Annotated in this window: 23 protein-coding genes and 1 other RNA gene; 9 read left to right on the top strand and 15 right to left on the bottom strand. The window is 69.3% G+C overall.

Annotated features, from left to right (window positions below; genetic code table 11):
• Window positions 1–8: 8 nt before the first annotated feature.
• Window positions 9–1,076 (top strand): class II fructose-bisphosphate aldolase, encoded by a 1,068-nt coding sequence (gene fba / locus ACTIFS_RS08575; RefSeq protein ID WP_439573661.1) that lies wholly within the window; start codon window positions 9–11, stop codon window positions 1,074–1,076.
• A gap of 86 nt (window positions 1,077–1,162) precedes the next feature.
• Here the strand turns inward: fba and ACTIFS_RS08580 are convergent, their stop codons facing one another.
• A complete protein-coding gene (locus tag ACTIFS_RS08580; protein ID WP_439573662.1) occupies window positions 1,163–3,085 on the bottom strand; it encodes a hypothetical protein in 1,923 nt (640 codons plus the stop codon).
• 177 nt (window positions 3,086–3,262) lie between these two features.
• Here ACTIFS_RS08580 and ACTIFS_RS08585 point away from each other — a divergent pair, with 177 nt between their 5' ends.
• The 5 genes from ACTIFS_RS08585 (at window position 3,263) to ACTIFS_RS08605 (ending at window position 8,049) form a co-directional block, all read left to right on the top strand.
• Window positions 3,263–3,994, top strand: a complete 732-nt coding sequence (locus ACTIFS_RS08585; protein ID WP_439573663.1) for a thiamine phosphate synthase — start codon at window positions 3,263–3,265, stop codon at window positions 3,992–3,994.
• Entirely contained in the window at window positions 3,991–4,974 is a 984-nt protein-coding gene (locus ACTIFS_RS08590; RefSeq protein WP_439573664.1) for a tetratricopeptide repeat protein, read from the top strand. The genes ACTIFS_RS08585 and ACTIFS_RS08590 overlap by 4 nt, the downstream gene beginning before the upstream one ends.
• Window positions 4,975–5,064: 90 nt before the next feature.
• Entirely contained in the window at window positions 5,065–5,868 is an 804-nt protein-coding gene (locus ACTIFS_RS08595) for an inositol monophosphatase family protein (protein WP_439573665.1), read from the top strand.
• A gap of 13 nt (window positions 5,869–5,881) precedes the next feature.
• Complete coding sequence (locus ACTIFS_RS08600; RefSeq protein WP_439573666.1) at window positions 5,882–6,409, top strand: hypothetical protein; 528 nt, start codon at window positions 5,882–5,884, stop codon at window positions 6,407–6,409.
• Window positions 6,410–6,507: 98 nt separating this feature from the next.
• On the top strand, window positions 6,508–8,049 hold the full coding sequence (locus tag ACTIFS_RS08605; protein WP_439573667.1) for a diguanylate cyclase: 1,542 nt from the start codon (window positions 6,508–6,510) through the stop codon (window positions 8,047–8,049).
• On the opposite strand, the gene miaA is transcribed toward ACTIFS_RS08605, so the two are convergent.
• Window positions 8,040–8,987, bottom strand: a complete 948-nt coding sequence (gene miaA, locus ACTIFS_RS08610) for a tRNA (adenosine(37)-N6)-dimethylallyltransferase MiaA (RefSeq protein ID WP_439573668.1) — start codon at window positions 8,985–8,987, stop codon at window positions 8,040–8,042. The two genes, ACTIFS_RS08605 and miaA, sit on opposite strands and share 10 nt — an antisense overlap.
• Between miaA and serB the strand changes: the two genes are divergently transcribed.
• The gene (gene serB, locus ACTIFS_RS08615; protein ID WP_439573669.1) at window positions 8,979–9,875 is read left to right on the top strand and encodes a phosphoserine phosphatase SerB; all 897 of its coding nucleotides are present in this window, start codon (window positions 8,979–8,981) and stop codon (window positions 9,873–9,875) included. The two genes, miaA and serB, sit on opposite strands and share 9 nt — an antisense overlap.
• A 112-nt stretch (window positions 9,876–9,987) precedes the next feature.
• Here serB and ACTIFS_RS08620 read toward each other — a convergent pair whose 3' ends face one another.
• From ACTIFS_RS08620 to ACTIFS_RS08660, 9 genes are all read right to left on the bottom strand, one after another.
• On the bottom strand, window positions 9,988–11,559 hold the full coding sequence (locus ACTIFS_RS08620; protein ID WP_439573670.1) for a Do family serine endopeptidase: 1,572 nt from the start codon (window positions 11,557–11,559) through the stop codon (window positions 9,988–9,990).
• A gap of 135 nt (window positions 11,560–11,694) precedes the next feature.
• On the bottom strand, window positions 11,695–12,117 hold the full coding sequence (locus ACTIFS_RS08625; protein WP_439573671.1) for a carboxymuconolactone decarboxylase family protein: 423 nt from the start codon (window positions 12,115–12,117) through the stop codon (window positions 11,695–11,697).
• 9 nt (window positions 12,118–12,126) lie between these two features.
• The gene (locus ACTIFS_RS08630) at window positions 12,127–13,257 is read right to left on the bottom strand and encodes a M20/M25/M40 family metallo-hydrolase (RefSeq protein WP_439573672.1); all 1,131 of its coding nucleotides are present in this window, start codon (window positions 13,255–13,257) and stop codon (window positions 12,127–12,129) included.
• Window positions 13,258–13,327: 70 nt separating this feature from the next.
• Window positions 13,328–14,467, bottom strand: a complete 1,140-nt coding sequence (locus ACTIFS_RS08635; protein WP_439573673.1) for a lytic transglycosylase domain-containing protein — start codon at window positions 14,465–14,467, stop codon at window positions 13,328–13,330.
• Window positions 14,468–14,515: 48 nt separating this feature from the next.
• Complete coding sequence (locus ACTIFS_RS08640; protein ID WP_439573674.1) at window positions 14,516–15,412, bottom strand: DMT family transporter; 897 nt, start codon at window positions 15,410–15,412, stop codon at window positions 14,516–14,518.
• 115 nt (window positions 15,413–15,527) lie between these two features.
• Window positions 15,528–16,013 carry a MarR family winged helix-turn-helix transcriptional regulator gene (locus ACTIFS_RS08645; RefSeq protein WP_439573675.1) on the bottom strand — a complete coding sequence of 162 codons (486 nt, stop codon included), beginning with the start codon at window positions 16,011–16,013 and terminating at the stop codon, window positions 15,528–15,530.
• Window positions 16,010–17,158: an Acg family FMN-binding oxidoreductase gene (locus ACTIFS_RS08650; protein WP_439573676.1), complete on the bottom strand. Its 1,149-nt coding sequence runs from the start codon at window positions 17,156–17,158 to the stop codon at window positions 16,010–16,012. Before ACTIFS_RS08650 ends, ACTIFS_RS08645 begins: the two co-directional genes overlap by 4 nt.
• 587 nt (window positions 17,159–17,745) lie before the next feature.
• Window positions 17,746–18,130: RNase P RNA component class A (rnpB, locus tag ACTIFS_RS08655), an RNA gene on the bottom strand.
• Between the two features lie 71 nt (window positions 18,131–18,201).
• A complete protein-coding gene (locus ACTIFS_RS08660; protein ID WP_439573677.1) occupies window positions 18,202–18,432 on the bottom strand; it encodes a hypothetical protein in 231 nt (76 codons plus the stop codon).
• 104 nt (window positions 18,433–18,536) lie between these two features.
• Between ACTIFS_RS08660 and ACTIFS_RS08665 the strand changes: the two genes are divergently transcribed.
• Entirely contained in the window at window positions 18,537–19,883 is a 1,347-nt protein-coding gene (locus ACTIFS_RS08665) for a 3-carboxy-cis,cis-muconate cycloisomerase (protein WP_439573678.1), read from the top strand.
• A gap of 231 nt (window positions 19,884–20,114) precedes the next feature.
• Here the strand turns inward: ACTIFS_RS08665 and ACTIFS_RS08670 are convergent, their stop codons facing one another.
• The 3 genes from ACTIFS_RS08670 to ACTIFS_RS08680 form a co-directional block, all read right to left on the bottom strand.
• Window positions 20,115–21,632 (bottom strand): malonate--CoA ligase, encoded by a 1,518-nt coding sequence (locus tag ACTIFS_RS08670; protein ID WP_439573679.1) that lies wholly within the window; start codon window positions 21,630–21,632, stop codon window positions 20,115–20,117.
• Between the two features lie 100 nt (window positions 21,633–21,732).
• A complete protein-coding gene (locus ACTIFS_RS08675; RefSeq protein WP_439573680.1) occupies window positions 21,733–23,913 on the bottom strand; it encodes an ATP-binding protein in 2,181 nt (726 codons plus the stop codon).
• A 78-nt stretch (window positions 23,914–23,991) separates the two neighbouring features.
• Complete coding sequence (locus tag ACTIFS_RS08680) at window positions 23,992–24,546, bottom strand: thermonuclease family protein (protein WP_439573681.1); 555 nt, start codon at window positions 24,544–24,546, stop codon at window positions 23,992–23,994.
• 208 nt (window positions 24,547–24,754) lie between these two features.
• Here ACTIFS_RS08680 and ACTIFS_RS08685 point away from each other — a divergent pair, with 208 nt between their 5' ends.
• Entirely contained in the window at window positions 24,755–26,362 is a 1,608-nt protein-coding gene (locus ACTIFS_RS08685) for a sensor histidine kinase (protein WP_439573682.1), read from the top strand.
• Between the two features lie 66 nt (window positions 26,363–26,428).
• On the opposite strand, the gene ACTIFS_RS08690 is transcribed toward ACTIFS_RS08685, so the two are convergent.
• Window positions 26,429–26,641, bottom strand: coding sequence for a hypothetical protein (locus ACTIFS_RS08690; protein ID WP_439573683.1), 213 nt, complete (start codon window positions 26,639–26,641; stop codon window positions 26,429–26,431).

The raw sequence follows: 26,641 nt of genomic DNA on the forward strand, positions 1-26,641 counted from the left end.
AATCGCCCATGGCCCGCATCACCCTCCGCCAGCTTCTCGACCATGCCGCAGAAAACGACTACGGCGTGCCTGCCTTCAACATCAACAATATGGAACAGGCGCTGGCGATCATGGCGGCGGCCGATGCCGTGGATGCTCCTGTCATCATCCAGGCCTCGCGCGGCGCGCGCTCCTATGCCAACGACATCATGCTCAAGCACATGATGGACGCGGTCACGGAGATCTATCCGCACATCCCGGTCTGCGTGCATCTCGACCATGGCAACGAGCCGGCGACCTGCATGACCGCCATCCAGGCAGGCTTCACGTCGGTCATGATGGACGGCTCGCTGAAGGCGGACGGCAAGACCCCCGGTGACTGGGACTACAATGTCGGCGTGACGCGGAAGGTCACCGAGATGGCCCATCTCGGCGGCATCTCGGTGGAGGGCGAACTCGGCGTGCTCGGATCGCTTGAGAGCGGCATGGGCGAGGCCGAGGACGGCCACGGCGCCGAGGGCAAGCTCAGCCATGACCAGCTGCTGACGAACCCCGACGAGGCGGTGAAATTCGTCAGGGAGACCAGGGTCGATGCTCTCGCCATCGCCATGGGCACCTCGCACGGCGCCTACAAGTTCACGCGCAAGCCGGACGGCAAGGTCCTGGCGATGAATGTCATCGAGGAAATCCACCAGAAGCTGCCGAACACGCATCTGGTCATGCACGGCTCGTCGTCGGTGCCGCAGGAACTCCAGGACATCATCAACAAGTTCGGCGGGCAGATGAAGCCGACCTGGGGCGTGCCGGTGGAAGAGATCCAGCGCGGCATCAAGCACGGCGTCCGCAAGATCAACATCGACACCGACAACCGCATGGCCATGACCGGCCAGATCCGCAAGATTTTGTCGGAGAACCCCGGCGAGTTTGACCCGCGCAAATATCTGAAGCCCGCCATGGAGGCGATGCAGGCGCTCTGCAAGCAGCGCCTGCAGGAGTTCAACACGGCCGGCCAGGCTTCCAAGATCAAGCGTGTGGTGACGCTGGCCGACATGGCCAAGCGCTACGCCAAGGGCGAGCTCGACCCGAAGATCGCCTGACACGCGGCCGCAGGGCCTTTCAGAACCGAAAAGGGCGCGCCCGCAAGGACGCGCCCTTCTTCATGGCCGGAACCGGCCGATGGCGATCAGGGATTGGCCTCGATCCGCACATCCACCATGTTGAGCAGCATCAAGGGCGAGTTGCGCACCGCCATGGCGAGGGCGGCGAGCGGCATGTCGCCCTTCGGCGTCGCCGAGATCACCAGGGAGCTCGGATCGTCGAGGAACTCGCCAAGCGCCTCGGCAATGCGGGCCGCCAGCGGCGCGTTCGGCACGAACTGGCCGATGATCGGTCCCAGCTGCTGCTTGAGCTGCTCCTTGAAGTCGTCCTCGCTGACCCCGGACTGCTCGGCGGTGTGGGTGATCAGTGCCGCGACGCCACCCTCTTCCGTATAGGTCAGGGTCACCGGGCCGGCCTTGGCCGACAGGCCGAGAACGGCGGCACTGGTCGGCAACTGCTCGATCTGGGCACGCTCCAGCCCGCCAATGGACAGGGCAAGCTCAAGCGCACCGACATCGTCGACCTCGACCTTGAAGGTGCGCAGCCGAAGCTCGCGAGCGGCCTCGACATATTCGATCTCCAGGTTCGCGGCGAGATTCACCTTGTCGGTCAGGCCAAGCGGAGCGACCTGGGCACGCTGCGCGGCATCGCGGATCGGCGCCTCGAAGCCGGTAAGCTGGGCGCGGATGCGCGTCGGCACGAGGCCGATGCGCGGACCTGCCTCGATCTCGAAACGCTCGACGCGAAGCAGACGGCCGCGCTGGTCGTTGACCTCGAGCCCGTCGGTCAGGATCCGCCGGATCTCCGGGAAGACCGTGGGCGGAGGCGGCGCGCGCCGGTCGTGCCGGCCGGCCGCGAACTCGCGTGCGAACACCATCAGCCCGGACGCGTCGATGCCCTCGACGGCGAGCCGTCCGATCTGGACCCGCTGCCCGAGACCCGCCTCGGCGGTAAGGCTATCGAACTCGATCGAACCGATCTTGCCCTGTGAGATGCCCACGAAGGCGAAGCGTCCGAGGGAGAAGGCGCCGCCGCCGGGATTGGTTCCGGTCAGATTGGCAATCTCGATCCGCTCCATGTCGATCCGGTCGAAGAACTCGGCGAGCAATCCGGCCTGGCGCCGCTGCGTTGCCTCGTCTCCGCGGTTGGGCGCGAGGGCCTGCATGGCACGGGTCAGTTCCATGATCGACTGCTGGCCGGAGCGGACGGCCATCCTGCCGATCGTAATCCTGCCGATGGTGACGGGCTGGCTCCCCTGTTCGGGCACGGTGAACTGCATGCCCTCGATGGTCACGTTGTTCGCCCAGACGCCCGAGGCCGAGCCCGGCTGAAGAGGAAGGGTTGAATCGAACCCCGTCACCCGGATCGCGCCGACCGTGCCGGTTGGTGCCGGCGACCCGCCGTCGGGGCTCATCTGCAGGCCCGCCATGGTAATCTCGCCGATCCGCCCGCGCTGATAGTCTGTCAGCGTCACGGCCCCGTATCGCAGGCTCTGTCGCAAGCCCTGGTTGGTCTGGGTCACCGACAGGCCCGTGGCGCTGATCCGCTGCGCGGAATAGCCGGTCGATGCCGGCAGGGTCGCGCTCTGGATCAGCGGCGGCTGCGCGGCGAGATTGGCGAGGATGGCCGCCAGCGAACCCTCGACGCCGGTGAACTCGGCCCTGTCGAAACGGAAGACGTTGCCGTCGGAACCGGCGCCCTCGGCATTCTCCACCAGCACGCGCGCGTTCGACAGCGAGCCGTCGCTCCCGATGCCGCCGGAAACGGTCACCCGGCCGACTTTCAGCCCGATGGGCTCCGCACCCGTCGATGACAGCGTGATGTTCTGCAGGACGGCATTGCCACCCTCATCGCGTGCTTCGCCGATGCTGCCGCCGGTAACCTGCATTCCCGGGAAGGCTGCTGTGGCTGCGCGGCTGAGGTCGTCGGCAGGGCCGGCCCATGCCGCCGTCGAGACGGAGAAAAAGACGACGGCCGATAGGCGCAGGGAAGAGGCAAGGGAAACCATGACGTATCCTGACGTTGCGGCAAGGGCGGGACGGGCAGTTTTGCACCGGCGTGTTGGCCGGTCGAGTCCGTGCGGCGACGAAGCTTGCCGGCCATTGTTTCGGAAAGATGTCCCGACCGGCGATGGCGGCGAAACAGCTCTCCCCTTTTTCGCCGCTTTCCGCCATAGGGTGCGCCCATGTCGTCGAAACGAAAGCCCGCCAGGGGCGCCCCCCGCCAGCCCGCTGCCTCCCGACACGCGGGAGGGGCGGCGGCTGCCGTCCCGCCGGCGCCGTCCCAGATCGTGCTGGTCACGCCGCCTCTGGGTGATCCCGCGCTCTTCGAGGACCGGATCGTTTCCGCCCTCGACGCAGGTCCCGTGGCGGCGGTCATCCTCCGGTTCGAGCCGGCCGACGACCGCACGCTGATCAACCGGCTGAAGCAGATCGCCCCGGCGATCCAGTCGCGAGGCGCCGCATTGATGGTCGCCGCTTCCGTCGACGTGGCCGTGCGGGGCGGCGCCGACGGCGTCCACCTGGCCTTCGACCGGGCAGGGGTCGAGGAGGCTGTCTCGCGCCTGTCGCCCGACCGCATGGTGGGCGTGGCCGGCCTGCGCTCGCGCGACGATGCGATGGCCTCCGGCGAATGCGGCTGCGACTATGTGATGTTTGGCGAGCCGGCGGTCACGCGCCGGGCCGAGGGCGAAGCATTGCCGCCGTTCGCCGCCGTGGTCGACCGTGTCGCGTGGTGGGCGGAGCTGTTCGAGGTGCCGGTGGTCGGCTATGCGCCGGACCTGGACAGCGTGAAGGCGCTGGCAGCGGTGCAGGCCGATTTCATTGCCCTGGGCGATGCCGTCTGGGACCATGCCGACGGGCCGGCAGCGGCCGTCAGCCTCGCGCTGGCATCGATCGGGCAGGGAGCTGCTGCATGATCGTGCGGGCGGTGTTGGCGGCTGCGATCCTTGCCGGGGCAACCGGCCCGATGGCGGCCCAGGCCTCCGGCCAGGGCCCTGCGCGCGCGGCGGCGCCACGGCCACCTGCGGCGGCGCAGCCGGCAGCTCCCCAGGCCAGCGTCGCAACGCCCGAGCAGGCCTTCGGTGCCTACCAGCGCGGCCACTACCTCACGGCCTTCCGCTTTGCCACCGAGCGGGTGGAGGCCGAGGCGGACCCCGTGTCGATGACCCTTCTGGCTGAACTTCACGCCGGCGGTCTCGGGGTGCCACTCAACGAGGAGCGTGCGCTCGGCTGGTATCGGCTCGCTGCCGACCGCGGCGACCGCAATGCCATTTTCGCGCTCGGCATGATGCATATCGACGGCCGGGCCGGGCAGACCCGGGATCCGGCGCTGGCAAGGCCCTTCTTCGAGAAGGCGGCTGCCCTCGGCCATGCTGCCGCGGCCTACAATCTCGGCCTTCTCGCGCTGACGGGCTCCTCCGACACCGAGGCGGATCCGGTCCTGGCCGCGCGCTGGTTCCAGGCCGCCACCGACGAGGGCAATGCCGATGCCACCTATGCGCTGGCCGTCCTGTTCAAGGAAGGCAGGGGCGTTGCCGCCGATATCGCCCGGTCCGCACGCCTGATGGAGGCGGCCGCGGCGCAGGACCTGATCGAGGCGCAGATCGACTTTGCCGTCATGCTGTTCAACGGTCAGGGCGTTCCGAGGGACGAGGCCCGCGCGGCGGCCCTGTTCCGCAAGGCGGCCCTGCGCGGCAATCCGGTGGCCATGAATCGCTATGCACGGCTGCTGGCGGCCGGGCGCGGCGTGACCGCCGATCCGCGCATGGCGGCGCAGTGGCATACGCTGGCACGGCTCCTCGGCGCCCAGGACGACTGGCTTCACGACTATGTGCAGAGGATGGACCCGGTTCTGCGCGACCAGGCCGAACGGGGTGCCCAGGCCTGGATGAAATGACCGGCTCGTGTCCGCGTCTTGAGGCCCTGCGACTTGACCCGCCGCGGCACGGCGGGCAAGAGGCAGGCTCAAACTGACCGAAAGCCGCTCATGCTCCGTTCCGCCCTTCTCAACGTCATGGTCGGCGCCGCCCTCAAGGCCGGCCGCAGCCTGAAGCGCGACTTCGGCGAGGTCGAGAACCTGCAGGTCTCGATCAAGGGCCCGGCTGACTTCGTCTCGGCCGCGGACCGCAAGGCCGAGAAGATCCTCAAGACCGAATTGCTCAAGGCCCGCCCCGGCTACAGCTTTGTCGGCGAGGAGGGCGGCAAGATCGAGGGACCCGACGAGACCCATACCTGGATCGTCGATCCGCTCGACGGCACCACCAACTTCCTGCACGGCATCCCGCATTTTGCCGTGTCGATCGGGCTGGAGCGCAGCGGCGTGCTGGTTGCCGGGGTCGTCTACAATCCCGCCAATGACGAACTCTTCGTCGCGGAACGCGGCATCGGTGCCTACCTCAACGACCGGCGCCTCAGGGTTTCGGCCCGAACCAAGCCCGAACTGAGCGTCGTCGGCTGCGGCGTGCCGCATATCGCGCGCGGCGACCATGTCGAGTTCCGCAACGAGCTGAAGCGCGTCCAGGCCCGGTTCGGCGGCATCCGCCGCTTCGGCGCCTGCTCGCTGGACCTTGCCTATGTCGCCGCCGGCCGGTTCGACGGTTTCTGGGAGCGCGGCCTGTCGTCCTGGGACCTGGCGGGCGGGATCGTGGTGCTGCGCGAGGCGGGAGGTTTCGTCACCGATTGCGACGGTCATGACAACATGATGGTCAATGGCGATGTCTGCGCCGGCAACGAGGCGATCCATCGCATGCTGCTGGGCACCCTCAAGGACGCCGGCAAGGAAGGCGCCTAGGTCAGGACGGGTCATGGGTCAGGCGAAGCGGCGGCGCGAAGCGGGGGAGCGGTTCACCCATTGCCGCACCTGCACCTATTGCTGCTGGTTGCCGCGCATCGAGGCTCTGGACAAGCCGGCCTACAGGCCCTGCACCCACATCTCCGGCGGTGGCTGCTCCATCTACGGCAAGCCCGAGCGGCCGGGGGCCTGCGCGGCCTATGAATGCGCCTATCTGACCGCCAGGCTCCAGGACGCCCCGGAGCGCAATCGCATACCCCACCCGCTGGATTGCGGGGCCTATTTCCACCGCGATCCGGTGGAGAAGGTCATATTCGTCTTTGTCGATCCGAAGCGACCGATGCTTTGGAAAGCATCGTCTTTGCCGGATTTCCTGAAAATGCAGTTGACCGGAGGGTTCGCCCTGTTCATCACCGATCGCGGCAGGCAGATGGTGGTGCGGGACGTATTTACGTTCGGTGAGGTTCTCTCCCGTGACTACGTGGCGCTGGCCAATTCCGAGGGAAGGCCGCTGGATATTCCAGATTTCGTCGAATTCTAAGCAGTTTTGGCCATACATGCCGTAGCGGCATGAAGGTTTGAGCGATTCACCGAACCTTAAACGGCCGATGGCAGTTTTGGCGCCGGGACAGGCAGCCGATGTATCGCGAGATTTTCGAAACGGGTATCGAGGAGCGCGCACAGGCCCCGGCTGTGCGGCATCTGCTCGCGCGCTGGCAGCGCCTGCATGAAAAGCTCGGTTTCGTCCCCTTCGCCCCCTTCGACCCGCTCGAACTCGGCCCGGCGGCCGACGAGATGATCGTCCTCGTCCCCATGGAGGACGGCGACTATCTCTATGCCCATTACGGCAAGCAGGTTGCCAGCCATGTCGGGCTGGACATGACCGGCCAGCGCTCCAGCAAGTTTCAGGGTCCGATCGGCGACTTCTTCCGCGAGTGCAACGAGCGGGCGATCGCATCGGGGACGCCCCTGTTCACGCTGCACCGTTCAAGCTTCGCCGCCCAGGTCCATCTCTGGGAGCGCCTCGTCCTGCCCTGCCGCGACGAGGATGGAACGCCGATCGTCGTCATCTTCTCGCGCCCGCGCGAACTGCGTGACGACCTGCTCAGCGCGATTCTGGACGCTTCCCTGGATGCCATTGTCGCGGTACGCATTATCCGCGACGACGAGGGGAAGGCACTGGATGGCGAATTCATCGTCGCCAACCGTCGTGCCGCCGCCTTTGCCGACCTGCCGATCGAGGTCATGCTGGGCTCGCGCGTGATGAGCGTCTTTCCCAGGCTGCGCGAGGCCGGTCTGTGGGACAAATATGTCCGTGTGGCCGAGACCCATGAGCCGAACGAGTTCGTCGCTCCCTATCGTTCAAAGGGTGAGACGCGCTATTTTGACATCTCCGTCGGCCCGCTGGCGGACGGGTTCATGGTGACCTTCGCCGATGTCACCGACCGCAAGAAGGCCGAGGATGAGGCGCGCCTGAAACAGCTGGAATTTGCCGCTGCCAACGAGGCGCTGCGGGCCGAGATCGTCCGCCGCCAGGAGCTCGAGCAGGAACTGAGCTGGCTTGCCACCCGCGATTCCCTGACCGGTATCCTGAACCGTCGCGCGCTCACGGACGGCCTTGAGAAGGCGCTGGCGCTCGCCGGGCGCTATGGCCATCCGCTCGCCCTGATCGCGCTCGATCTCGACCATTTCAAGCGCGTCAACGACCATTTCGGCCACGCCGGTGGCGACGCGGTTCTCAAGGCCGCGGTCGGCATAATGTGCTTCGGCCTGCGCGAGGATGTTGACCTTGTCGGCCGGCTCGGCGGCGAGGAGTTCATCGCGGTCCTGCCGCATACGGGGCTGACGGGCGCGGCCGCGGCCGCCGAACGGATGAGGGCGGCCTTCGCCGCAACCGGCGTCGAGAGCGAGCACGGCCTGATCTCCTTCACCGCTTCCTTCGGCGTGGCTACCTGGGACGGGCGCGAGAGCATGGACCGCCTGCTCTGTCGCGCCGATGCGGCCCTGTATCGGGCCAAAGCCTCCGGCCGCAACGTGGTGGCGGTTGACGAGGGCGGCGAGGACGCGCTGATCGTCCGCGTCCCCGATGCCGCGCCGGTGGCGCCCGAGGACAGCGTGCTGCCGTTCGCGCCGCGCGTCCGCAGCCGGCCGCGGCCGCGCAACCGCTCGGATCAGGTCTGAAGCCGCGCCGCGAGGCGGGTTCCGGCTTCGGCCGGCGAAAGCCATTGAAAATCCGGCATCTGGTTGCGGAACCACGTCTCCTGGCGCTTGGCATAGGCGCGGGTGTCGCGCTGCCCCCTCGCGATGGCCTCGTCGAGGCTGGCATGGCCTTCAAGATGGGCGATCAGTCCCGGCACCCCGTGGGCGCGCATGGCCGGCAACGCCGGATCGAGCCGGCGGGAGGCGAGGCGGGCGACTTCCTCCAGCGCGCCGGCGGTCATCATGGCCTCGAAGCGACGGTCGATGGTCAGCCGCAGCGCGGCGCGGTCGACCGACAGGAAGACGCCCGCAATGGCGCCGGGCGCGAGCAGGGCCGGTGACGGGGCGGCCCGCTGCCACTCGGCCAGCGGCAGGCCGGTCGCTTCCAGCACCTCCAGCGCGCGCAGGATACGCTGCGGGTCGCTCGGCCGCAGCCGGCCTGCGGTCTCGGGGTCGCGTGCGGCAAGCCGGGCGTGAAGGACCTGCGGGGCAAGGTCTGCCGCCTCCCGTCGCACAGCCTCCCGGACGGCATCCGGCACGGGCGGGATCGGCGCCATGCCCGAGGTCAGTGCCCGGAAATAGAGCCCGGTGCCGCCGACGAGCACGGGCAGCCGGCCGGCCTCGCGCACCTCGGCCAGCGCGGCGCCGGCGCGCTCCAGCCAGCGTCCGACAGAGAAATTCTCGGCAGCATCCACGCAGCCGTAGAGCCGGTGCGGCGCCAGCGCCTCTTCCGCAGGCGTCGGCCGGGCGGTGATGATGGCAAGGTCGCGATAGACCTGCATGGAATCGGCATTGATGACCGTGCCGCCGAAGCGCCGGGCAAGGTCCAGCGCCAGCGCCGACTTGCCGCTGGCGGTCGGACCTGCAATGAGGACGGCCGCCGGTCGCGTGCCGCTGCAAGGACCCGAAACTTGACCCACGTTGCAACCCTCATTGCCAATCCGGCGGAACCGGCTGTCTCGGATGCGCTTATCGCGCGGGCCCGGGACCTGCTGCCGCAGGCGGGCGAACCGGTGGTCCTTGACCCTGAAATTGCCGCCGACGTTCCTTTCGCACCCGACGGGGCGTCCGACAACCGCGCGCTGGCCGCACAACTGCGCGCGGCGCTGGACGGGGCGCCGGTGGATGTGGTGGTGCAGCCGGTCGAATCGCGGCGCAAGCGCCTGTTCGTCGCCGACATGGATTCCACCATGATCGGGCAGGAATGCATCGACGAACTGGCCGATCTGGTCGGGCTGAAGGAGCATGTCTCCGCCATCACCGAGCGGGCGATGCGTGGCGAGATCGCCTTCGAGCCGGCACTTCGCGAGCGGGTGGGGCTGCTCAAGGGGCTGCCGGTCTCGGTGATCGACGATGTCATCGAGCGTCGGATCACGCTCACCCCCGGTGGCCGCGAACTGGTGCGCACCATGCGCGCCAACGGGGCCTATACGGCGCTGGTCTCCGGCGGTTTCACACTGTTCACGGCACGGATCGCCGCCATGATCGGCTTCCACGAGGACCGGGCCAACGTGCTCGCCGTCGCGGATGACCAACTGGCGGGCCATGTCGAGGAGCCGATCATCGGCCGCGAGGCCAAGCGCGAGGCGCTGGTGTCGCTGCGCGTGGCCTATGCCCTTGCCGCCGAGGAGACCATGGCGGTCGGCGACGGCGCCAATGACCTGGCCATGCTGGAGGAGGCGGGCCTTGGCCTGGCGTTCCGCGCCAAGCCCGCGGTTGCCGCTGCCGCCCATGCCCGCATCGACCACGGCGACCTGACGGCGCTGCTCTACGCGCAGGGCTACCGGCGGTCCGATTTCACCGAGTAGGGCAAACGGGAAGGGCGGGCCTGAGCCCGCCCGTCAAAAGTCGCGTTCAAGGGCGGGCCTGAGACCGCCCGTCAAAAGTCTAGTTCAAGGGGGGGCCCTGGCCAGCCCGGGTTCAGCGCAGGTTCAAGGCCACGAAACGGCGGTCGCCGCCGGCATTGGCGATGAGGAACAGTGCGGAATTGCGCCCCTCGGACCGCAGCGCCTCGACCCGCCGGGTCACGTCGGCCGGCGCATTCACCGCCTCGTTCTGCACCTCGAGGATGACGTCGCCCGCCTGCACGCGCCGCTCGGCCGCGCGCGAGTTCGGATCGACCTGCATCACCACCACACCCCGGACGTCCGGCCGCAGACCGAAGCGCTGCCGGATCTCGTTGGTCAGGCCCGAGAGTTGCAGGCCGAGCGCCGAGACGGTCGGGTTCGGCGGCGGGGTCGGGCGGGTCGGCTGTCGGCCGGTCGAGGCCTGCTGGATATTGCCCTCGCGCCGGCCGAGCGTGATGGTCAGGGTCTCCTCCTGCCCGCCGCGGATGACGATCACCGCGACCGCCTTGCCGACCTGCGTCTCCGACACGATGCGCGGAAGTTCGCGCGCATTGCGCACCTCCCGGCCGTCGAACCGCACGACGACGTCGCCGGACCGCATGCCGGCCGGCGCTGCCGGGCCGTTGGGCTCGATGCCGGCGATCAGGGCGCCGCGCCGGGTGCCGAGATTGAGGCTCTCGGCGATCTCGTCGGTCACCTCCTGGATGCGCACGCCGAGCCAGCCGCGCCGCGTCTCCCCGAACTCGCGAAGCTGCTCGATCACCGGCTTTGCCGTATTGGCCGGCACGGCGAAGGCGATGCCGATATTGCCGCCGGACTGGGAGAAGATCGCGGTGTTGATGCCGATCACCTCGCCGGCCATGTTGAACAGCGGGCCGCCGGAATTGCCGCGATTGATGGCCGCGTCGGTCTGGATGTAGTTGTCGAAGGGGCCGGACTGGATGTCGCGGTTCTTGGCCGAGACGATGCCGGCCGTCACCGTGCCGCCGAGGCCGAGCGGATTGCCGATGGCCATCACCGGCTCGCCGATGCGGATCTTGTCGGAATCGGCCAACGGCACGTGGGTCAGCGGCCGCGGCGACTGGACACGCAGCACGGCCACATCCGTCTCGCGGTCACGGCCGACCAGTTCGGCGCGCAGGCGCGTGCCGTCGTTGAAGATCACCGTGATCTCGTCGGCATTGTCGATCACGTGGTTGTTCGTGATGATGATGCCGGCCGGATCGATCACGAAGCCGGAACCGAGCGAGGACTGGCGCCGCTGCGGCGCCTGCTGGCCGGGCGGTCCGCCGGGCGCTCCGGGCGGGTTCTCGCCGCGCCGACGGAAGAATTCCTCGAACAGTTCGTCGAAGGGTGCGCCAGGACCCGGGCGGGCACCGGGGGGCGTGCCGGGCGGTCCGCCACGGCCGGGAGGCGGCGCGCCGGGACGGGCACCGCCGGCTGTGTCGACCCGCGTGGTTGTCGAGATGTTGACGACCGCGCCGATCACCCGCTCGGCGAGGTCCGACAGGTCGATCGCCTGCCGGGCTTCGGCCTGCGGAATGGCGGTGGGGGAGAGGGCAAGTCCCGTTCCCAGTGCGAGTGCGAGTGCTGCAGCGGCAAGGCCGCCGCCCATCCGAGACGTCATCGAAACTGTCCTGGCCATGGTGAATCCCCGTCGGGCAGATCTATTGGTCCGCCATGTTTCGGCGGCATTGCGTCGAACACCAGTCAAGCACGAAACGGCCCGGCAACGCGACCACCTGACTGGTCCGAAATGCCCGGTTCGTGCCTGTCCCCTTCACACCTGATTGAACGGCCCCGGCTGCTCGGGCAGGAACGCGGCGTCCACCGGCACCTGAAGGGAGATCACCATGCGGTTGGTCTCGGCGGCCATGGCCACCACGGACACCATCTCCATGTACTGGGCATCGGTCATGCCTCTGGCCCGCGCCGCCGCTGTGTGCGAGCGGATGCAGTATTCGCAGGAATTGGCCATGGAGACCGCCACGTAGAGCAGTTCCTTGGTCAGCGGGTCGAGTGCGCCGGGCCCCATGACCTGCCTGAGGCTCTCCCATGTCCGCTTCAGCGCGGGCGGATCATTGGCCAGAACCCGCCAGAAATTGTTGACGAAATCGGTCTTTCGCAGCGCCCGGATCTCCGCGAACACCGCGGCCGCCTCCGGCGTGAGCTGCTCGTCGGTCAGGATCGGCATGGTCGACATGGCAGGTCCTCAACCCGCGAGATCTTCGATCAGCCCCGCCAGGATGATGCCGCGCGGATGGATCGAGCGAATGTCGCAGAACTCCTCCTTGGTGTGGATGCCGCCGCCCCAGACACCCAGTCCGTCGAGGGTCGGAACACCCATGGCACCGGTGAAATTGCCGTCCGAGCCGCCGCCTGACTGCATGTGGCCGATGGGGAAGCCATGGGCGTCGGCGATCGCCTTGGCCTTGGCATAGAGCGCCATGGTTCCCTCTTCGGCCATGAACAGCGGCCGCACCGGTCCCGGTTCGATCGTGATCCGCGTGTTGGGGAAGGGCGGGCGCAGCGTCTTCAGGCGCACGTCGATGTCGGCGACATCTTCCGGCGTTGCCGCCACGCACAAGACCTCCGCCGAACAGATGACCGGCACCACGTTGACCCATGTGCCGGCATTCACCCGGCCGACCGCGAACGTCTGGCCGCGCTCGTAGTCCGACCAGTCCTCCACCGTCTCGATGATCCGGGCCATGGCGCGGATGGCGCTTACGCCCCGGCTGACCGCCGCGCCCGCATGCGAGGGCCGTCCATGGACGTGGATGTTGTATCGCACGACCGCATGGCGGCCGGTGGTGGTGACATGCTCGCGGCCCGGCTCGGGCACCAGCACATGGGCGTGGTTGCGCGCCTCGGCCTCGATGGTTGCGCGCGATGAGGGCGAGCCGACCTCCTCGTCCGGGATCAGCACGACGGTGACGGACCGGCGCAGGCGCCCGCCGCGCGCTTTCAGGATCTTGGCCAGCACGTGCAGGGTCAATACCGTGCCGCCCTTCATGTCGGTGACGCCCGGGCCATACAGCCGCTCGCCCTCGCGCCGGATCGGCAGCGGGCCGGCCAGCGTCCCGACGGCATGGACGGTGTCGACATGGGCGAGGATCAGCAGGCCGGGACCCGGCTCGGCCCCGTCGAGACGTCCGACGACGATGTCGCCGAAGCCCTGAGTGCCGGTCGTTCGCTCGATGCGGAAGCCCATGGCCTGCAGGTCGGCAGACCCCTCGTCCATCATCCGGTTGACCGCACCGGCATCATAGGTCGGGCTCTCGATCGCGGCCCAGCGGATGATGTCCGCGACAACCTGCTCAACATCGGCGGTAACCGGCATGCGCATTCTCCTTCCCGAACGGTCACGGAGCCTAGGCCGGGCGCGCCGGCTGCGTCTATGGACGGGAAAGCTAGCGAGCTATGATGCCGAAATTGTCGCCGCCGAAGCGCTGCTCGATCTGGCGTATGCGGGTCTCGTGGTCGGACCAGTTGAACCGGTCGTCTGTTCCCCCGACCGGATCGGCGCTGCCGCTTGACGGCGGGGTCGGGGCCGACGGACCTCTCGGAGCCTGGGGCGCCGCCGACTGTGCGGGCGTTCGTACCAGCTGCGACCCGATGGCCGTCAGGTGAATGACCGCCCGCCGGCAATATTCCATCGTCAGCGGCGACATGCGCGGGCTGTCCCAGCCGTTACGGTAACGTGCGAGCGCCTCGCACAGATTGCCCCCGGCCCGCTCCCAGGCGCCCGCCAGATAGGCGGTGCCCAGGCGGATATTTGTCTCCGGTTCGAACAGAAGCTGCGGGCCGCCTTCGAAACCCAGTTCGCGGGCGGTGGAAAGCCGGATCTGCATCAGGCCGATCTCGTCCGCCATGCCGACCGCGTGGGGGTCGTAGGCGCTCTCGATGGCAATGATCGTGTCGGCAAGGTCGATCGGCACGCGCCGGTCGCCGGCAAGCCGCCGCACCGCCGGCAGATGGGCCTCCCGCCCGACCGGGAAGGTGCGTCCCGCGAACGGGCGACCCTCGACCGGTCGTTCCGGCGGCAAGGCATAGGGCGGCGGCGGCCGGGTCGGGGTCAGGGCCGGCCCCGTGGCCGTGCTTGCGGCAACAAAGGCCTCGTCGAAGCGATTGGGGGCCGTGGCCGGCGGGGCGGCCGGTGTCTCGTCGGCCGCGGCGGGCGCCGCCGGCGGCGCGGCTGAGGCGGCTGACGCAGGATCGGGCTGCGCCGGAGCCTCTGGAGCAGGTGCCGACGCGCCAGGCACGGGCTGGGCCGTGGCGGCAGGCGCCGCTGGGGATGGAGCTTCGGCAGGCGGCACCGTGGCGAGTTGAGGTTCGCCCGGCGCCTGCTCCTCGTCGGCCTCGGGAGGTCGCGGCAGGGGCAGCGGTGCAGCCTGCAGCGCCCTGGCCGCAGGCCGGCGCACCGCCGGCGCGGCAGACCGGCCCGGTGTCGAGACGCCGGGCGGCCTGAGGTCGAGCTGCGCCTGGCCGGGCGCGACGGCGACGATCGCCCCGGCAAGCGCGAGAAGGAGGGGCCGCACGAAGAGTGGCATGGTCCCAATCTAGTCGAATGTGGTGGCGCGGACCACCCGATGGTCAGCCTAGCGGCTGCGCATCCGGCTGCCGACCAGAACCGTTACCGCGACCGCTGCCGCGAACAGCAGGGTTTCACGGCCGATGACCTCGCCATTGACGAGGGCGGCGAGGCCAAGCGTCACGAAGGTTTGAAGCAGCTGGACCTGCCCCACGCGGGCGATGCCCCCGAGCGCGAGCCCGGCATTCCAGAAGAAAAAACCGACATACTGGCTGAACAGCGCCGCATAGGCGAAGCCCCACCATGCGGCGGCACCCACGGCCGCAGGGTGTGCCGGCGCGAACCAGAAGGCGGCCGGGAGCGTCACCGGCAGGGCCAGCACCAGCATCCACGACACCACCTCCCAGCCGGGCCGGTCGCGCGTCAGCACGGCGCTGACCGTATAGCCGAGCGCGGCCGCGGCCACGGCCGCGAACAGGTAGATGTCACCGGTGGTCAGAGCATAGCCCCCGCTCCGGCGCAGGGCGAAGATCAGCACCAGCGCCGCTCCGGCGACGCTTGCCAGCCAGAAACCCACCGATGGCCGCTCGCCGGCCAGAAGCACCGCCGCCACGGCCGTGCCGAGCGGCAGGATGCCGAGCACGACCCCACCCTGTCCCGCAGGAACCGTCACCATGGCGAGCGCCATGAAGCCGGGGAACCCCGTGATCAGGCAGAGGGCGGCCACCCCATAGCGGGACAGGTCGGCCCGTGCGGGCAGGGGCCGGCGCAGCACGACGAGCACGACGGCCGCCAGGAGACCGGCGGCGGCGGCCCGTCCGAAGGTGACGAACCAGGGATCGAGATCGGCCACGGCGAGCCGCGTGGCCGGCAATGTGGCGCCGAAGATCACCACCCCGGCTACGCCGAGAGCGAGCCCCAGCGCGATCCGCGGAGCGGGCGGAATGGCGGCAGCCTGGCTCATGGCGCATGGTGTCCGGCGGCCGCACGGGCCCGCGGCGGGATGGGCGCGCAGCCTCTGCGGCAGCCACGGCCGCGACAAGCGCATTTCGGTGATGGATGGCATCACCCGGACCGGATCAGTCCCTCAGCCTGTCGAGGGTCGTCCGCAGCGCGGTCAGCGGTTCGAGCGCATCGGCGAAAGGGGCGACGCCGACCGCTGCGACGATCCCGGCGAGTTTCGGACCCAGCCGCGCGATGCAGTCGCGATGCATCGCGCGTCCGGCCTCGCTGACCTCGACGAGCCGGCCGCGCCCGTCCGTCTCGTCCGCAACGATGACCACCAGCCCCTTGGCCTCCATGCGCTGGAGGGTCGAGGTCATGGTGGCCTTGGTCACCTGGAAGGCGCGGGCAAGGTCGCTGGGCCTGCGCCGCCCGCCGAGGCGGGCGAAATGGTTGAGCACGGTGAACTGGGCCAGCGTCATGCCGTCCGGCATCACCCGCTCGAAGGCGGTCGCCGCCAGCTGGTGAATGATGCCGATCTCGTTGAACACGCGAAAGGCAAGCTCGGCCGGCGCGGGGCCGGCCGGGTCTGCATCGCGATCGGGGGACGTCTTCTGGCTCATGCCGTCCGTATGCGGGTTGCTGCCGCCCAGCGCGGCGTCTCGCCAACCGCGGGACCGTAGCCGAGACGGGCGAGCATGTGCAGCCGTCCGCTGGGCGGGGCGCCCAGAACATCGTCGAGCTGGCGGCGGGTTTCGGCCATTTCCTCGAACTCCTGCAGCGCCTGGCTGACCGGGTGCATGGACAGGCCGAGCCGGGTCGCTTCCAGATTGGCCCTGACATAGACCCTTCCGGCATCCAGTTCGGCTGCGCGGCTGCGGTCGGGCGATAGGACCGTGAGATAGGCCGGGGTCGCTGCCAGCATGGCGCGATACATGTCCGCGCCCTGCCGGAAGGCAGCCGACCCGGTATCGGCCAGTTGCTCGCGCGACAGCTGGCCGACCAGGGCAAGGCCCTCCAGCATCGGGCCGCCAAGCGAGATGCCATCGGGATTGGCCTCGATCTCGCAGCGGCCGATGCGCATCAGCTCGACGCTTTCCATATGGGTGCGCTTCGTCTGCGCCTCGATCCCCCAGGCCTGCCAGGTGAGGTCGCGGACCGGCGCCACGCGCGCCGAATCGGTGACGGTCGACACGGCGGCCAACGGGCCGGACTGCGCCGTCAGGCTGGCAAGGGCCGCTGAAGGCACTGGCCGCGCCATGTCGAAGGGCCGTTTCGTCGAGCGGCGGTTCCGGATCACCGCGAAAAGCGGATCGGGCGCCGTCGCGGCCTGGCGCACCAGCCGCAGATGGGCCACGGGCCGCTGGTCGAGGCGCGGCTGCGGCTCGCCGTCGGGGAAGGGGGTGACCTCCAGCCGGTAGCCGATCGCAGTGGCGGCCAGGCTGGCAATCTCCACGAAACAGCCGAGGCCGATGACGATCTGCCGGTCGAACGGGTCGGTGTGCGGCAGCCGTCGCTCCGGATCGCAGAACAGGGTCATGGTCTCCGGCCCGGTCAATTCGACGATCCACGGCTGCCGGTTGTGCGGATTGGGCGCGAGGACCGCGTGTTCGACCACGAATCGGCGGGGATCGGAGCGGGACGCTCCGGCCTCGGACCAGGGCAGCAGAGCGCGCGTGGGCGTGCGGGTCAGGGCGAAGGCGGTGGCACCGCTTGCCACGGCAAGGCCGGCGCTGCCGGCGGAGACAAGGAAGATGCGACGGTTCATGGCTCACCTCATTAAGTTCGATATCGAACTATATAATTCGATATCGAACCTTGTGCTCGTGGTCAAGACCCTTCTGTGGATCGGATGCCGGCACGGCGCGGCGGGGCCGCCGCTCACGGAACGACACTTTGTCGCGGACGGTGGTGGTGCCACATCGCCTTCCGGCCCTTAGCCTTTCGCCGGTCTTGCAAGCATGGCGTTGTGTCAGTCGAGGGATCTGTGACGATGAAGGGGTGGATGGTGAAGGCTTTGGCGATTGCAGCCATTGCCGGTGGTGTTCTGATGGGTGATTTGCGGAGTGCTGAAGCGCAGTGCGTGGCCCGGTTCACCTGCAGTCCCGGGGAAAGCCCGACCTGCTGGTTCCGGCTGTTCCACGGCAGCGGGACGACGAATGTCTTTTCGGTGAGGGCCGGCAGCCAGCGGCGCATTTTCGGCCTCAGGCCCGGCGATGCCTATTGTTCCTCGAACCGGGGCGTGCCCAGCGTCAATTGCGGCGTGCGCCGAATCCGGATGACCTGCTGACGGCCCGGCCGGACCTCTGTCCTGACATGGCGAGGCCCCGGACGCTCTCGCGCCGGGGCCCCTCAGTCATCAGTCGGCCTGTAAGCCGGGTTCTGTGCAGCGGGATCGCTCCCGCCCGACGGCCATTCCTCTAGGGGACCGATTGCTCGGCCCCTCTGGCAACCTACCCAGACGGCGGCGCGGATCCACGCCCGGGGTTTCCCCCTGCCGTCCCTATTCGGTTTTGCTCCCGGTGGGGTTTGCCGTGCCGCTTCCGTTGCCGGTCGCGCGGTGGGCTCTTACCCCACCGTTTCACCCTTGCCGGAGCATGCCCCGGCGGTCTCTTCTCTGTGGCACTGTCCCTGGGGTCGCCCCCGCCGGACGTTATCCGGCACCGTGTTTCCGTGGAGCCCGGACTTTCCTCCCCCGCGCCCTTTCGGGTGATGCGGCGGCGGCCGTCCAGCCGGCTGACGGCGGTCAGGTGCGGTATGCGCCCGCCGGTGTCAAGGGCAGGGGGGCGGGGTTCGGCCGGCGAGAGCCGCTCAGTCGACGGATTTGCGGCCGCTGGGTGCGCCGAGCCCGGTGCGCGATCCCGCCGGTTTGGCCGGGTCGCTTGCGGGGAAGCTCTGCTTCAGCGCCTCGTCGAGGCTCGCGCCCTCTTCGGCCGTTGCCGAGCGCGGCGGCATGGCGGGCCCCTTGCCGGCCACCGCCTCGTCGAACTCGCGGGTGCCCTGCTCCTGCAGGGCCGCGGCCTTCCTGGGATCGGCGGTCATGGCGCTCTCCTTGAGCAGGGGCGGGGCCCGGACGCGCGGGTTCCCCGTGGTGGCGTTGCAAAGCCTCTGCTAAGCCTCGGCTTCCTCCTGGATATAGGTCGCCCATGTCCGTTTCGCTCGTCTCGCCGCTCTTCGGCTCGCCGGCCATGGAAGCGATCTGGTCAGACCGCGCCACCATCGCCGCCATGCTGGCCTTCGAGGCGGCGCTGGCCGAGGCCGAAGCCGGGACGGACGTGATCCCGGCCGCGGCCGTTCCCGCCATCGCCGCTGCGTGCCGGGCCGGCGATCTCGATGCCGCCCTGCTGGCCGAAGCCGCCGCCACGGCCGGCAACACCGCGATCCCGCTGGTGAAGATGCTGACCGCGAAAGTGGCCGGGCATGACGGCGAATCGGCCAGATGGGTCCATTTCGGCGCCACCAGCCAGGATGTGATGGATACCGGCCTGGTCCTGCAGTTGCGGGAGGCTTTCAAGCTCATCGAGGCCGATCTCGACCGTGCCATGGCCGCCGCCGCGGCCCTCGCAAAGGCCCACCGCGACACGCCCATGGCCGGGCGGACCTGGCTTCAGCAGGCCCTGCCGATCACGTTCGGGCTGAAGATGGCGGGAACGCTCGACGCCCTGATGCGGCACCGCGAACGCCTGGCCGAGGCGCGGCCGCGCATCCTCGCGCTGCAGTTCGGCGGTGCCGCCGGCACGCTCGCCTCTCTTGGAGATAAGGGCCCCGCGGTCGCCCGGCTGCTCGCCGCGCTCCTCGACCTGTCGCTGCCCGACACGCCCTGGCACGGCCAGCGCGACCGCATTCTGGAGGCCGCCAGCCTCATGGCCGGCCTCGTCGCGACGGCGGCCAAGGTGGCCCGCGACACGGCCCTCATGATGCAGACCGAGGTCGGCGAGGTCTTCGAGCCGGCCGCGCCCGGTCGTGGCGGCTCCTCGACCATGCCGCACAAGCGCAATCCCGCGCTCTCGGCGACCATTCTCGGCGCGGCCGGACTGGCGCCCCAGCTTCTGGCCGCGATCGCGGCCGGCGGCTCCGGCGAGCACGAGCGGTTCGCCGGTGGCTGGCAGGCCGAATGGCTCGCGTTGCCGGATCTTGCCCGCCTCACCGGCGGGGTCATGGCCCGTCTTGCCGAGCTTCTGGAGGGGCTTGAGGTCAGGCCCGGGCGGATGGCCGCAAATCTGGCCGCAACCGGCGGGCTGCTGATGGCGGAGGCTGTCCAGATGGCGCTCGCACCGACGCTCGGCCGGCTCGTTGCCCATGACCGCATCGAGGCGGCCTGCCGCACGGCGGTCGGCGAAGGCAGGGCGCTTCTCGACGTGCTGGCCGGCGATGACGCCATCACCCGCCATGTCTCGCGGGAGCGCCTTGCCGAACTGCTCGATCCGGCGGGCTATCTCGGCGCCGCCGGCGTGTTCGTGGATCGCGTGCTGGCGCGCTACGAAGCCCGCTGACGGCGCTTGTCGAAGCGCTCAGGCTCCTTCCCCCGTCACCCCCGGCGAGCCCGAAGGGCGAGGGAAGGGGGTCCAGACGTGGCAGGGCGAACCCTGCGGGGATGGCTGTGGGTCTTGGCGTCTGGCGCGGAGGGGGGCGCTCCCGGCCGCTGGACCCCCTTCCCCTCGCTGCGCTCGGCCGGGGGTGACGGATAGTTTGCTGAACTGCCGGCGGGCGCGGCAGGTCTCGCCTCACCCCCCGTAAATCCCCTTGTAGGTGTCGCGAAGCACGTTCTTCTGGACCTTGCCCATGGTGTTGCGCGGCAGGTCCTCGACGATGATGATCCGCTTCGGCAGCTTGTACTTGGCGAGCCGCCCTTCCAGCGCGCTCATGATGCCGCCGGCATTCAGCGTCGCGCCCTTCTCCGGCACCACGACGGCGGTCACGCCCTCGCCGAAATCGGGATGCGGAACGCCGATCACCGCGCTCTCGGCAACGCCCGCCATGCCGTCGATCTCGGTCTCGACCTCTTTCGGATAGACATTGTAGCCGCCGGAGATCACGAGGTCCTTGCCACGGCCGACGATGTGGACATAGCCGTCGGCGTCGATCTTGCCGAGGTCGCCGGTGATGAAGTAGCGGTCATCGCGGAACTCGGCGGCGGTCTTTTCCGGCTGGCGCCAGTAGCCCTTGAACACGTTCGGGCCCTTCACCTCGATCATGCCGATCTCGCCCCTGGCGACCTCCGCACCGGTCTCCGGATCAGTCACGCGCAGCGACACGCCCGGCAGCGGAAAGCCGACCGTGCCGGCCACGCGCGCGCCCTCATAGGGGTTGGACGTGTTCATGTTCGTCTCGGTCATGCCGTAGCGCTCGAGGATGGCGTGGCCGGTCTTCTCCTGGAAGCTGCGGTGCGTCTCGGCCAGCAGCGGCGCCGAGCCGGAGACGAACAGGCGCATGTGCCGGGTGGCGTGCCGCGTCAGCCGTTCGTCCTGCACGAGGCGGACATAGAAGGTCGGCACCCCCATCATGGTGGTGGCCCGGCCCATCAGCGCGAACACCTGCTCGGCATCGAATTTCGGCAGGAACAGCATGGAGGCGCCGGCCATCAGGATCGTGTTGGTGGCGACGAACAGGCCGTGGGTGTGGAAGATCGGCAGGGCATGGAGCAGCACGTCGTCTGCGGTGAAGCGCCAGTAGTCCTTCAATGTCAGCGCGTTGGAGGCGAGATTGTCATGGCTCAGCATGGCGCCCTTCGAGCGCCCGGTGGTGCCCGAGGTGTAGAGGATGGCGGCAAGGTCGTCCGGTCCGCGCGCGACCGTGTCGAAGACCGGCTTGGCCTGCGCGGCCTTGTGCGCAAGCGAGCCGTCCTGGGCGCGGCCGAGGGTCTCCACCGCCGCGACGCCGGCCGCCGCGGCAAGGGCCGCGATGCCCTCGCGGCGCGCGGGGTCGCAGATCACCAGCGCCGGCTCGGCATCGGAGATGAAATATTCGAGCTCGGTGAGCGTGTAGGCCGTGTTCAGCGGCAGGAAGGCAGCCCCCGCCCGGATACAGGCCAGATAGAGCAGGATCGCCTCCGGCGACTTCTCCACCTGCACGGCCACGCGGTCGCCGGCCTTCACCCCCAGTTCGACCAGCACATTGGCAAGGCGCGCCGTCTGCGCCTGCAGGTCGGCATAGGTGAGCACGCGGCCGGTCTCGGTCTCGATGAAGGTCTTGGTCGGGTCCGCGGCATGAAGGCGGACGAGGTCGAACAGGTGATTGGACATGGCTGCGGATCGGGTGTGAGGGGAGGGCCGGACCATGCCGCATCGCGCTGCCCAGGTCGAGGGGGCGCGGGAATGGCTGGCTCTCGCGGGCCCGGACGCCTCAGACGGCGGCCGGCAGGGTAAGGCTCACGTGATCGGCATGGATGGTGGCGCGCACCTGGGTGCCGACGCCGGGACGGGACCGGATGGTGAGCGCCCCGCCATGCATGTCGACCAGCTTCTTGACCAGCGCCAGCCCGAGCCCTGCCTCGTTCTCGGCCATGCCGGTGGTGCCTTCGGCCAGCGGGTCCAGCGCCATCGCGATCTGGCCCGGGCTCACCCCGCCACCGGAATCGACCACGTCGATCACCAGGTCGCCTGCTGCGCCGCGGCGCGCCGAGAAGCTGACGAGCCCGCCGGCCGGCGTCACGTCGACGGCCCGGCTGACCAGTTCCCCCATCACCTTGCGCAGCACCGCCGCGCTGCCGGCCATCGAGGAGATGTCGGGCGTCCAGACCACGCGCAGCTTCACGCCGCGGTTTTCGGCCCGGGGCCGGTAGATCATGTTGATCTCGCCGATCAGCTTTTCGAGTGAGGCATGGTCGCGCGTCGGCGGGGCCTCGAAGGTGGAGGCACGGGCATAGTCGATCACCTCGGCCAACCGGCGGGCAAGCTGGGCCGATTCCTCGCGCGCGGCGTCCACCAGTGCGTCGATGTCGGCGGGGTGGCGGGTGGTGCCCGCGCGCCTCGCCATGATGTGGAGCCGTTCGATCGGCTGGCGGAACGAGCGCCCGATCAGCCGGACGATGCCGTCGCGCATGCCGTGGAGGCTCTGGACCGTCACCAGCGAGCGGGCCAGCTGGTCGGTCAGCTGGCCAACCTCCCGGGTCGCCTCTTCCAGCCGCTCGTCGCGTTGGGCGAGGTCCTGCGCGAGACGCGAGGCCTCGCGGCCGGCCGCGTCGACGGCGGCCTCGGTCTGGGCCAGCTGGTCCTTCACGCCGCGGATCTGGGCGCGGAAGATGTCGATGGCACGGTTGTATTCCTGGGCGATCTGGCCGAGTTCCCCGTCGGCATCGGCCTCCAGATAGGCGAACATGCCGCTGTGGCTGTTGACGGTGCCCATCTGGCTGACCAGCAGGGCGACATCGGTGGTCATCCGGTGCTCGGAGACATTGAGGCCCGCGCGCTCCTGTTCCGGCGCCACGCGGATGGGCATGACCATGCGGGCAAGCACGAGCGCTGCCGCCATGATGGTCGCAGCCCAGGAGACGAGCGCGATCAGCCCGACGCCCTGGATGACAAGCCCGGCCGGCGCGATCGTGCCTGCCGCCACCGTGGCCAGGACGCCGAACGCGCCGGCGAACAGGTGGACCGAGGCCATGCCGAGCGCGTCATCGATCTCCATCCGCTCCAGCAGCCGGCCGCCGCCGATCGCCGCCGCAGCGCCGGCGGCCCCGACCGCAAGCGCCAGCCATGGCCCGAACAGATGGGCACCGGCCGAGGCCGCGACCACGCCGGCCAGCGTGCCCTGGATCATGTGGATGACGGTCACCGTACGGGGACGGATCTGGTTTGCCAGGAAGGCCGCTGTGGTGCCGGCCGCACCGGCCAGCACGAGATTGAGCACGACGGGCGCGAGCGGCAGCCCGGCGGCGGCAGTCCGGCCGATGGCGATGCCGAACCAGCCGAGCCACAGGAGCAGCACGCCAAGGGCCGCAAAGGGAAAACTCTGGCTCTGGACGATCGCCACCTTGCGGTTGCCGTTGAAACGCCCGATGCGGGGGCCGATCAACGCCGCGGCGGTGATGGCGGCAGCGCCCGCCGTGACATGGACGACGCCGGCGCCCGCCAGGTCGACATAGCCGATCGCCGCCAGCCATCCGGGCGTCGGCCCGCCGGCCCAGGCCCAGTGGACGGCGAGCGGGAAGATGGCGAGCGAAAAGGCCAGCACGGCCACCGCGTGGCCTTTCAGCGTGGCGCGCTCGGCGGTCGGCCCGGACAGGATGGTGACGGCGGCGCAAGCGAGCGCGATGTCGAACAGCAGGGGCGCGGCCAGCGCGCCATCGCCCGACGCGAAGGGGCCACGCCCGGACAGAGGCCCGCCGCTGGCCATCAGCCCCTGGCCGACCAGCCAGATCGCGATGGCGGTAATGCCCGTCTGGACAAGCGCCTTGGCGGCAGCATTGACGCTGTGCTTGGCACGGACGAGGCCGCTTTCGAGCGTCACATGGCCGGCGAGCACGAGAAACACGCACAGCGCGGCCGCAACCTGCCAGATGTCGTTCACCTGCGGGGGGGCCATCAAACGCTCGGTCGGCAACAGGAGTGCATTTCCCGACCAAGTCTCGCCGCGCGTGGTTAAGGATCGTTTAGCGAGGTGTCAGGCTCCCGGACCGGGCCGGGCCCGCTGCTGGTCCCGCCATTGCCGCGGCGGGGTGAATTCGCCGCCCCACAGGCCGCGCCGCTCGGAGCGGGCGGCAGCCTCGTCGGCCACATAGGCGCCATAGGACACCGCGTGGCCGGCTGCGACCATGGCCCGGCCGAGATCGACACCGTCGATGCGGCAGGTGGCGACCATGCGGCCGAAACGGTCGATGTCGCGCCGCTCGCAGGTGACCGGCTGGCCTGCGATCAGGGCCACCAGATGCCGCAGGGCCTCGCGGCCGCACTGGACATCGCGTCCCGCGCGCAGGCAGCGCTGGAACAGTTCCGGCGCGTCGATCCCGTGAAGTCGCACCTCCACGCCGCCGACAGCCAGGCTGTCGCCGTCGATGACGCGGGCGCGGCCGGTCACGCTCGCCGGTGTCTGGCTGCTTGTCAGGTAGTAGGCGAGCCCGGTGGCCGCCGCGATGAAGGCCAGCAGCACATAGGTCGGCAGCCCCCGTTGCGCGGGCCTCTGGCGTGTGGCGTGGCGGTGGCTGGCGCGCGTCTGCATGGCCCTGTCGGACTGGCCCCGAAGCGGGACGGGAAATGTGGCCTGCCGTGACGGGGCCCGGCACCGCTGGCTGGCCTCGGCCCGCCACGTCGAATCGGCCCGGATCACCGTGTTCATGGTTCGTTTACCATGCCGGTCAGCCGCCCGTTAATCAAAGCGCGCCACAATTCTGTCGCGAGTAGCGTTGCGTGGGGAAGGTCCGCCCGGGATGGTTGTTGAAGTCGTCGGCGGAGATCAGGACGGGCGGCGCGCCGCGCGTGCCGACGAGCACGCGCAGAACCGCAAGCGCGTGATCCGGCAGGTGCGCGACGCCCGCGACCGGCTGACGTCCTCGACCGGAACCCGCCGCACGTTCGATTTCGAACTGATGCGGCTCTATGCCCAGAACAAGCTGTCCGCCGGGCTGGCCGTGGTGCTGCTGGCCTGCGCCACAGGCTGGGTCGCCGCCTGGATCACCAATCCGCTGCTGGGCGCCATCGGCGCGGGCGGCGTCCTGCTTGTTCACGGCTTCATGCTGCTGCTGGCGCGTTCGTTCCTGCGCGTCGATCCGGAGGGCGCGGACCTGCGCGCCTGGCGCCTGCGTTTCGTGCTGGCGGAAACCGTTCAGGGCATGGCCTGGGTTCTCGCGCTGACCATCGTCATGCGCACCGACCTCCCCGAGGCGAACACCTTCCTGCTGGTCGGCATGCTGATCATCGTGGCGGTTTCGGCCATGATCGGCTCGACCCTTCCCGGCGCGGTGCTGGCCTCCTCGCTGCCCGCCAGCATCCTGGTCATCGCCTATTTTCTGATGATGCAGGGGTTGAAGGGCGCGATCCTCGCCACGATGGCAGCCGGAACGCTGGTTTTCTTCGCCATCATCTCGAACCGGCTCTACCACACCAACCTCGCCACGCTCGAGGTCCGCGCCGAGAAGGACGCGCTGTTCGGCGAGCTGGAGACCGCGAAGGCCAATTCCGACGAGGCCCGGCGCAATGCCGAGATGGCGAACATCGCCAAGTCGCGCTTCCTCGCCCAGATGAGCCACGAACTCCGCACGCCGCTGAACGCCATCCTCGGCTTCTCGGAGGTGATGAAGGGCGAGATGTTCGGCCCCCATTCGGCGCCGCAATATGCCGAATATGCCCGCGACATCCATGCCTCGGGGCAGCATCTGCTCTCGCTGATCAACGAGATCCTCGATCTCTCGCGCATCGAGGCCGGCCGCTACGAACTGAACGAGGAGGCCGTCACCCTCGCCTATGTCGTGGAGGAGTGCCATCACCTGCTCAAGGTGCGCGCGAGGAACAAGGGCGTGGAGATCGTCGAACGCTTCGAACAGAATCTGCCGAAGCTCTGGGCCGACGAGCGCGCGCTGCGCCAGATCGTCCTCAACCTGATGTCGAATGCCATCAAGTTCACGCCCGCCGGCGGCGAGATCACCCTCAAGGTCGGCTGGACTGCCTCGGGCGGCCAGTATGTCGCGGTGAAGGATACCGGGCCCGGCATCCCCGAGGACGAGATCCCCATCGTCCTGTCCAATTTCGGCCAGGGCTCCAATGCCATCAAGAGCGCCGAACAGGGCACGGGCCTTGGCCTGCCCATCGTACAGGGACTGGTGTCCATGCATGGCGGCACCTTCACGCTGCGCTCGACCCTGCGCGTGGGCACCGAGGTGACGGCAACCTTCCCGGCCGAGCGGGTGATGGAGGCCCTGCCGGCGATCGAGAGCCCGCCGGTCGAGCCGGTCGACATCCCGGTCCCGGACCTGCTTCCCGCCGCCGAGCCGAAAAGCGGCAACGCGCTGCGACGGGCGCTGTTCGGCGCCAGGGGCTGATCCAGCCTGCAGCGTGGCCGGCCCTGCAGGGCCGGCCCGGTCTCGTCATGTGCACGCCTTGACAGGTCAGGCCGACTGCTGCGTCTGGCTGTCGTCCTCGTCGGCCAGTTCGTTGTCGTCCCAGCCCAGTTCGGTCCTGAGATCGCGAAGCGCCCGGATGGCGCGGTCGAGCCGTTCCGAGCGACCCTCGGGCATCAGGCGCTCGACATCGAGCGCGCAGGCCACCAGTTTCATCAGCGCGAACTGCAACTCCGCGTCGTTGTTGGTTGGTCTTGTCAT

This window comes from Phreatobacter sp., from assembly GCF_051860605.1.
GTDB lineage: Bacteria > Pseudomonadota > Alphaproteobacteria > Rhizobiales > Phreatobacteraceae > Phreatobacter.

Coding starts and splice junctions, on each gene's coding strand:
- fba (WP_439573661.1), top strand. CDS start 9: ATGGCCCGCATCACCCTCCGCCAGCTTCTCGACCATGCCGCAGAAAAC.
- ACTIFS_RS08580 (WP_439573662.1), bottom strand. CDS start 3,085: ATGGTTTCCCTTGCCTCTTCCCTGCGCCTATCGGCCGTCGTCTTTTTC.
- ACTIFS_RS08585 (WP_439573663.1), top strand. CDS start 3,263: ATGTCGTCGAAACGAAAGCCCGCCAGGGGCGCCCCCCGCCAGCCCGCT.
- ACTIFS_RS08590 (WP_439573664.1), top strand. CDS start 3,991: ATGATCGTGCGGGCGGTGTTGGCGGCTGCGATCCTTGCCGGGGCAACC.
- ACTIFS_RS08595 (WP_439573665.1), top strand. CDS start 5,065: ATGCTCCGTTCCGCCCTTCTCAACGTCATGGTCGGCGCCGCCCTCAAG.
- ACTIFS_RS08600 (WP_439573666.1), top strand. CDS start 5,882: ATGGGTCAGGCGAAGCGGCGGCGCGAAGCGGGGGAGCGGTTCACCCAT.
- ACTIFS_RS08605 (WP_439573667.1), top strand. CDS start 6,508: ATGTATCGCGAGATTTTCGAAACGGGTATCGAGGAGCGCGCACAGGCC.
- ACTIFS_RS08620 (WP_439573670.1), bottom strand. CDS start 11,559: ATGGCCAGGACAGTTTCGATGACGTCTCGGATGGGCGGCGGCCTTGCC.
- ACTIFS_RS08625 (WP_439573671.1), bottom strand. CDS start 12,117: ATGTCGACCATGCCGATCCTGACCGACGAGCAGCTCACGCCGGAGGCG.
- ACTIFS_RS08630 (WP_439573672.1), bottom strand. CDS start 13,257: ATGCCGGTTACCGCCGATGTTGAGCAGGTTGTCGCGGACATCATCCGC.
- ACTIFS_RS08635 (WP_439573673.1), bottom strand. CDS start 14,467: ATGCCACTCTTCGTGCGGCCCCTCCTTCTCGCGCTTGCCGGGGCGATC.
- ACTIFS_RS08640 (WP_439573674.1), bottom strand. CDS start 15,412: ATGAGCCAGGCTGCCGCCATTCCGCCCGCTCCGCGGATCGCGCTGGGG.
- ACTIFS_RS08645 (WP_439573675.1), bottom strand. CDS start 16,013: ATGAGCCAGAAGACGTCCCCCGATCGCGATGCAGACCCGGCCGGCCCC.
- ACTIFS_RS08650 (WP_439573676.1), bottom strand. CDS start 17,158: ATGAACCGTCGCATCTTCCTTGTCTCCGCCGGCAGCGCCGGCCTTGCC.
- ACTIFS_RS08660 (WP_439573677.1), bottom strand. CDS start 18,432: ATGACCGCCGATCCCAGGAAGGCCGCGGCCCTGCAGGAGCAGGGCACC.
- ACTIFS_RS08665 (WP_439573678.1), top strand. CDS start 18,537: ATGTCCGTTTCGCTCGTCTCGCCGCTCTTCGGCTCGCCGGCCATGGAA.
- ACTIFS_RS08670 (WP_439573679.1), bottom strand. CDS start 21,632: ATGTCCAATCACCTGTTCGACCTCGTCCGCCTTCATGCCGCGGACCCG.
- ACTIFS_RS08675 (WP_439573680.1), bottom strand. CDS start 23,913: ATGGCCCCCCCGCAGGTGAACGACATCTGGCAGGTTGCGGCCGCGCTG.
- ACTIFS_RS08680 (WP_439573681.1), bottom strand. CDS start 24,546: ATGCAGACGCGCGCCAGCCACCGCCACGCCACACGCCAGAGGCCCGCG.
- ACTIFS_RS08685 (WP_439573682.1), top strand. CDS start 24,755: ATGGTTGTTGAAGTCGTCGGCGGAGATCAGGACGGGCGGCGCGCCGCG.
- ACTIFS_RS08690 (WP_439573683.1), bottom strand. CDS start 26,641: ATGACAAGACCAACCAACAACGACGCGGAGTTGCAGTTCGCGCTGATG.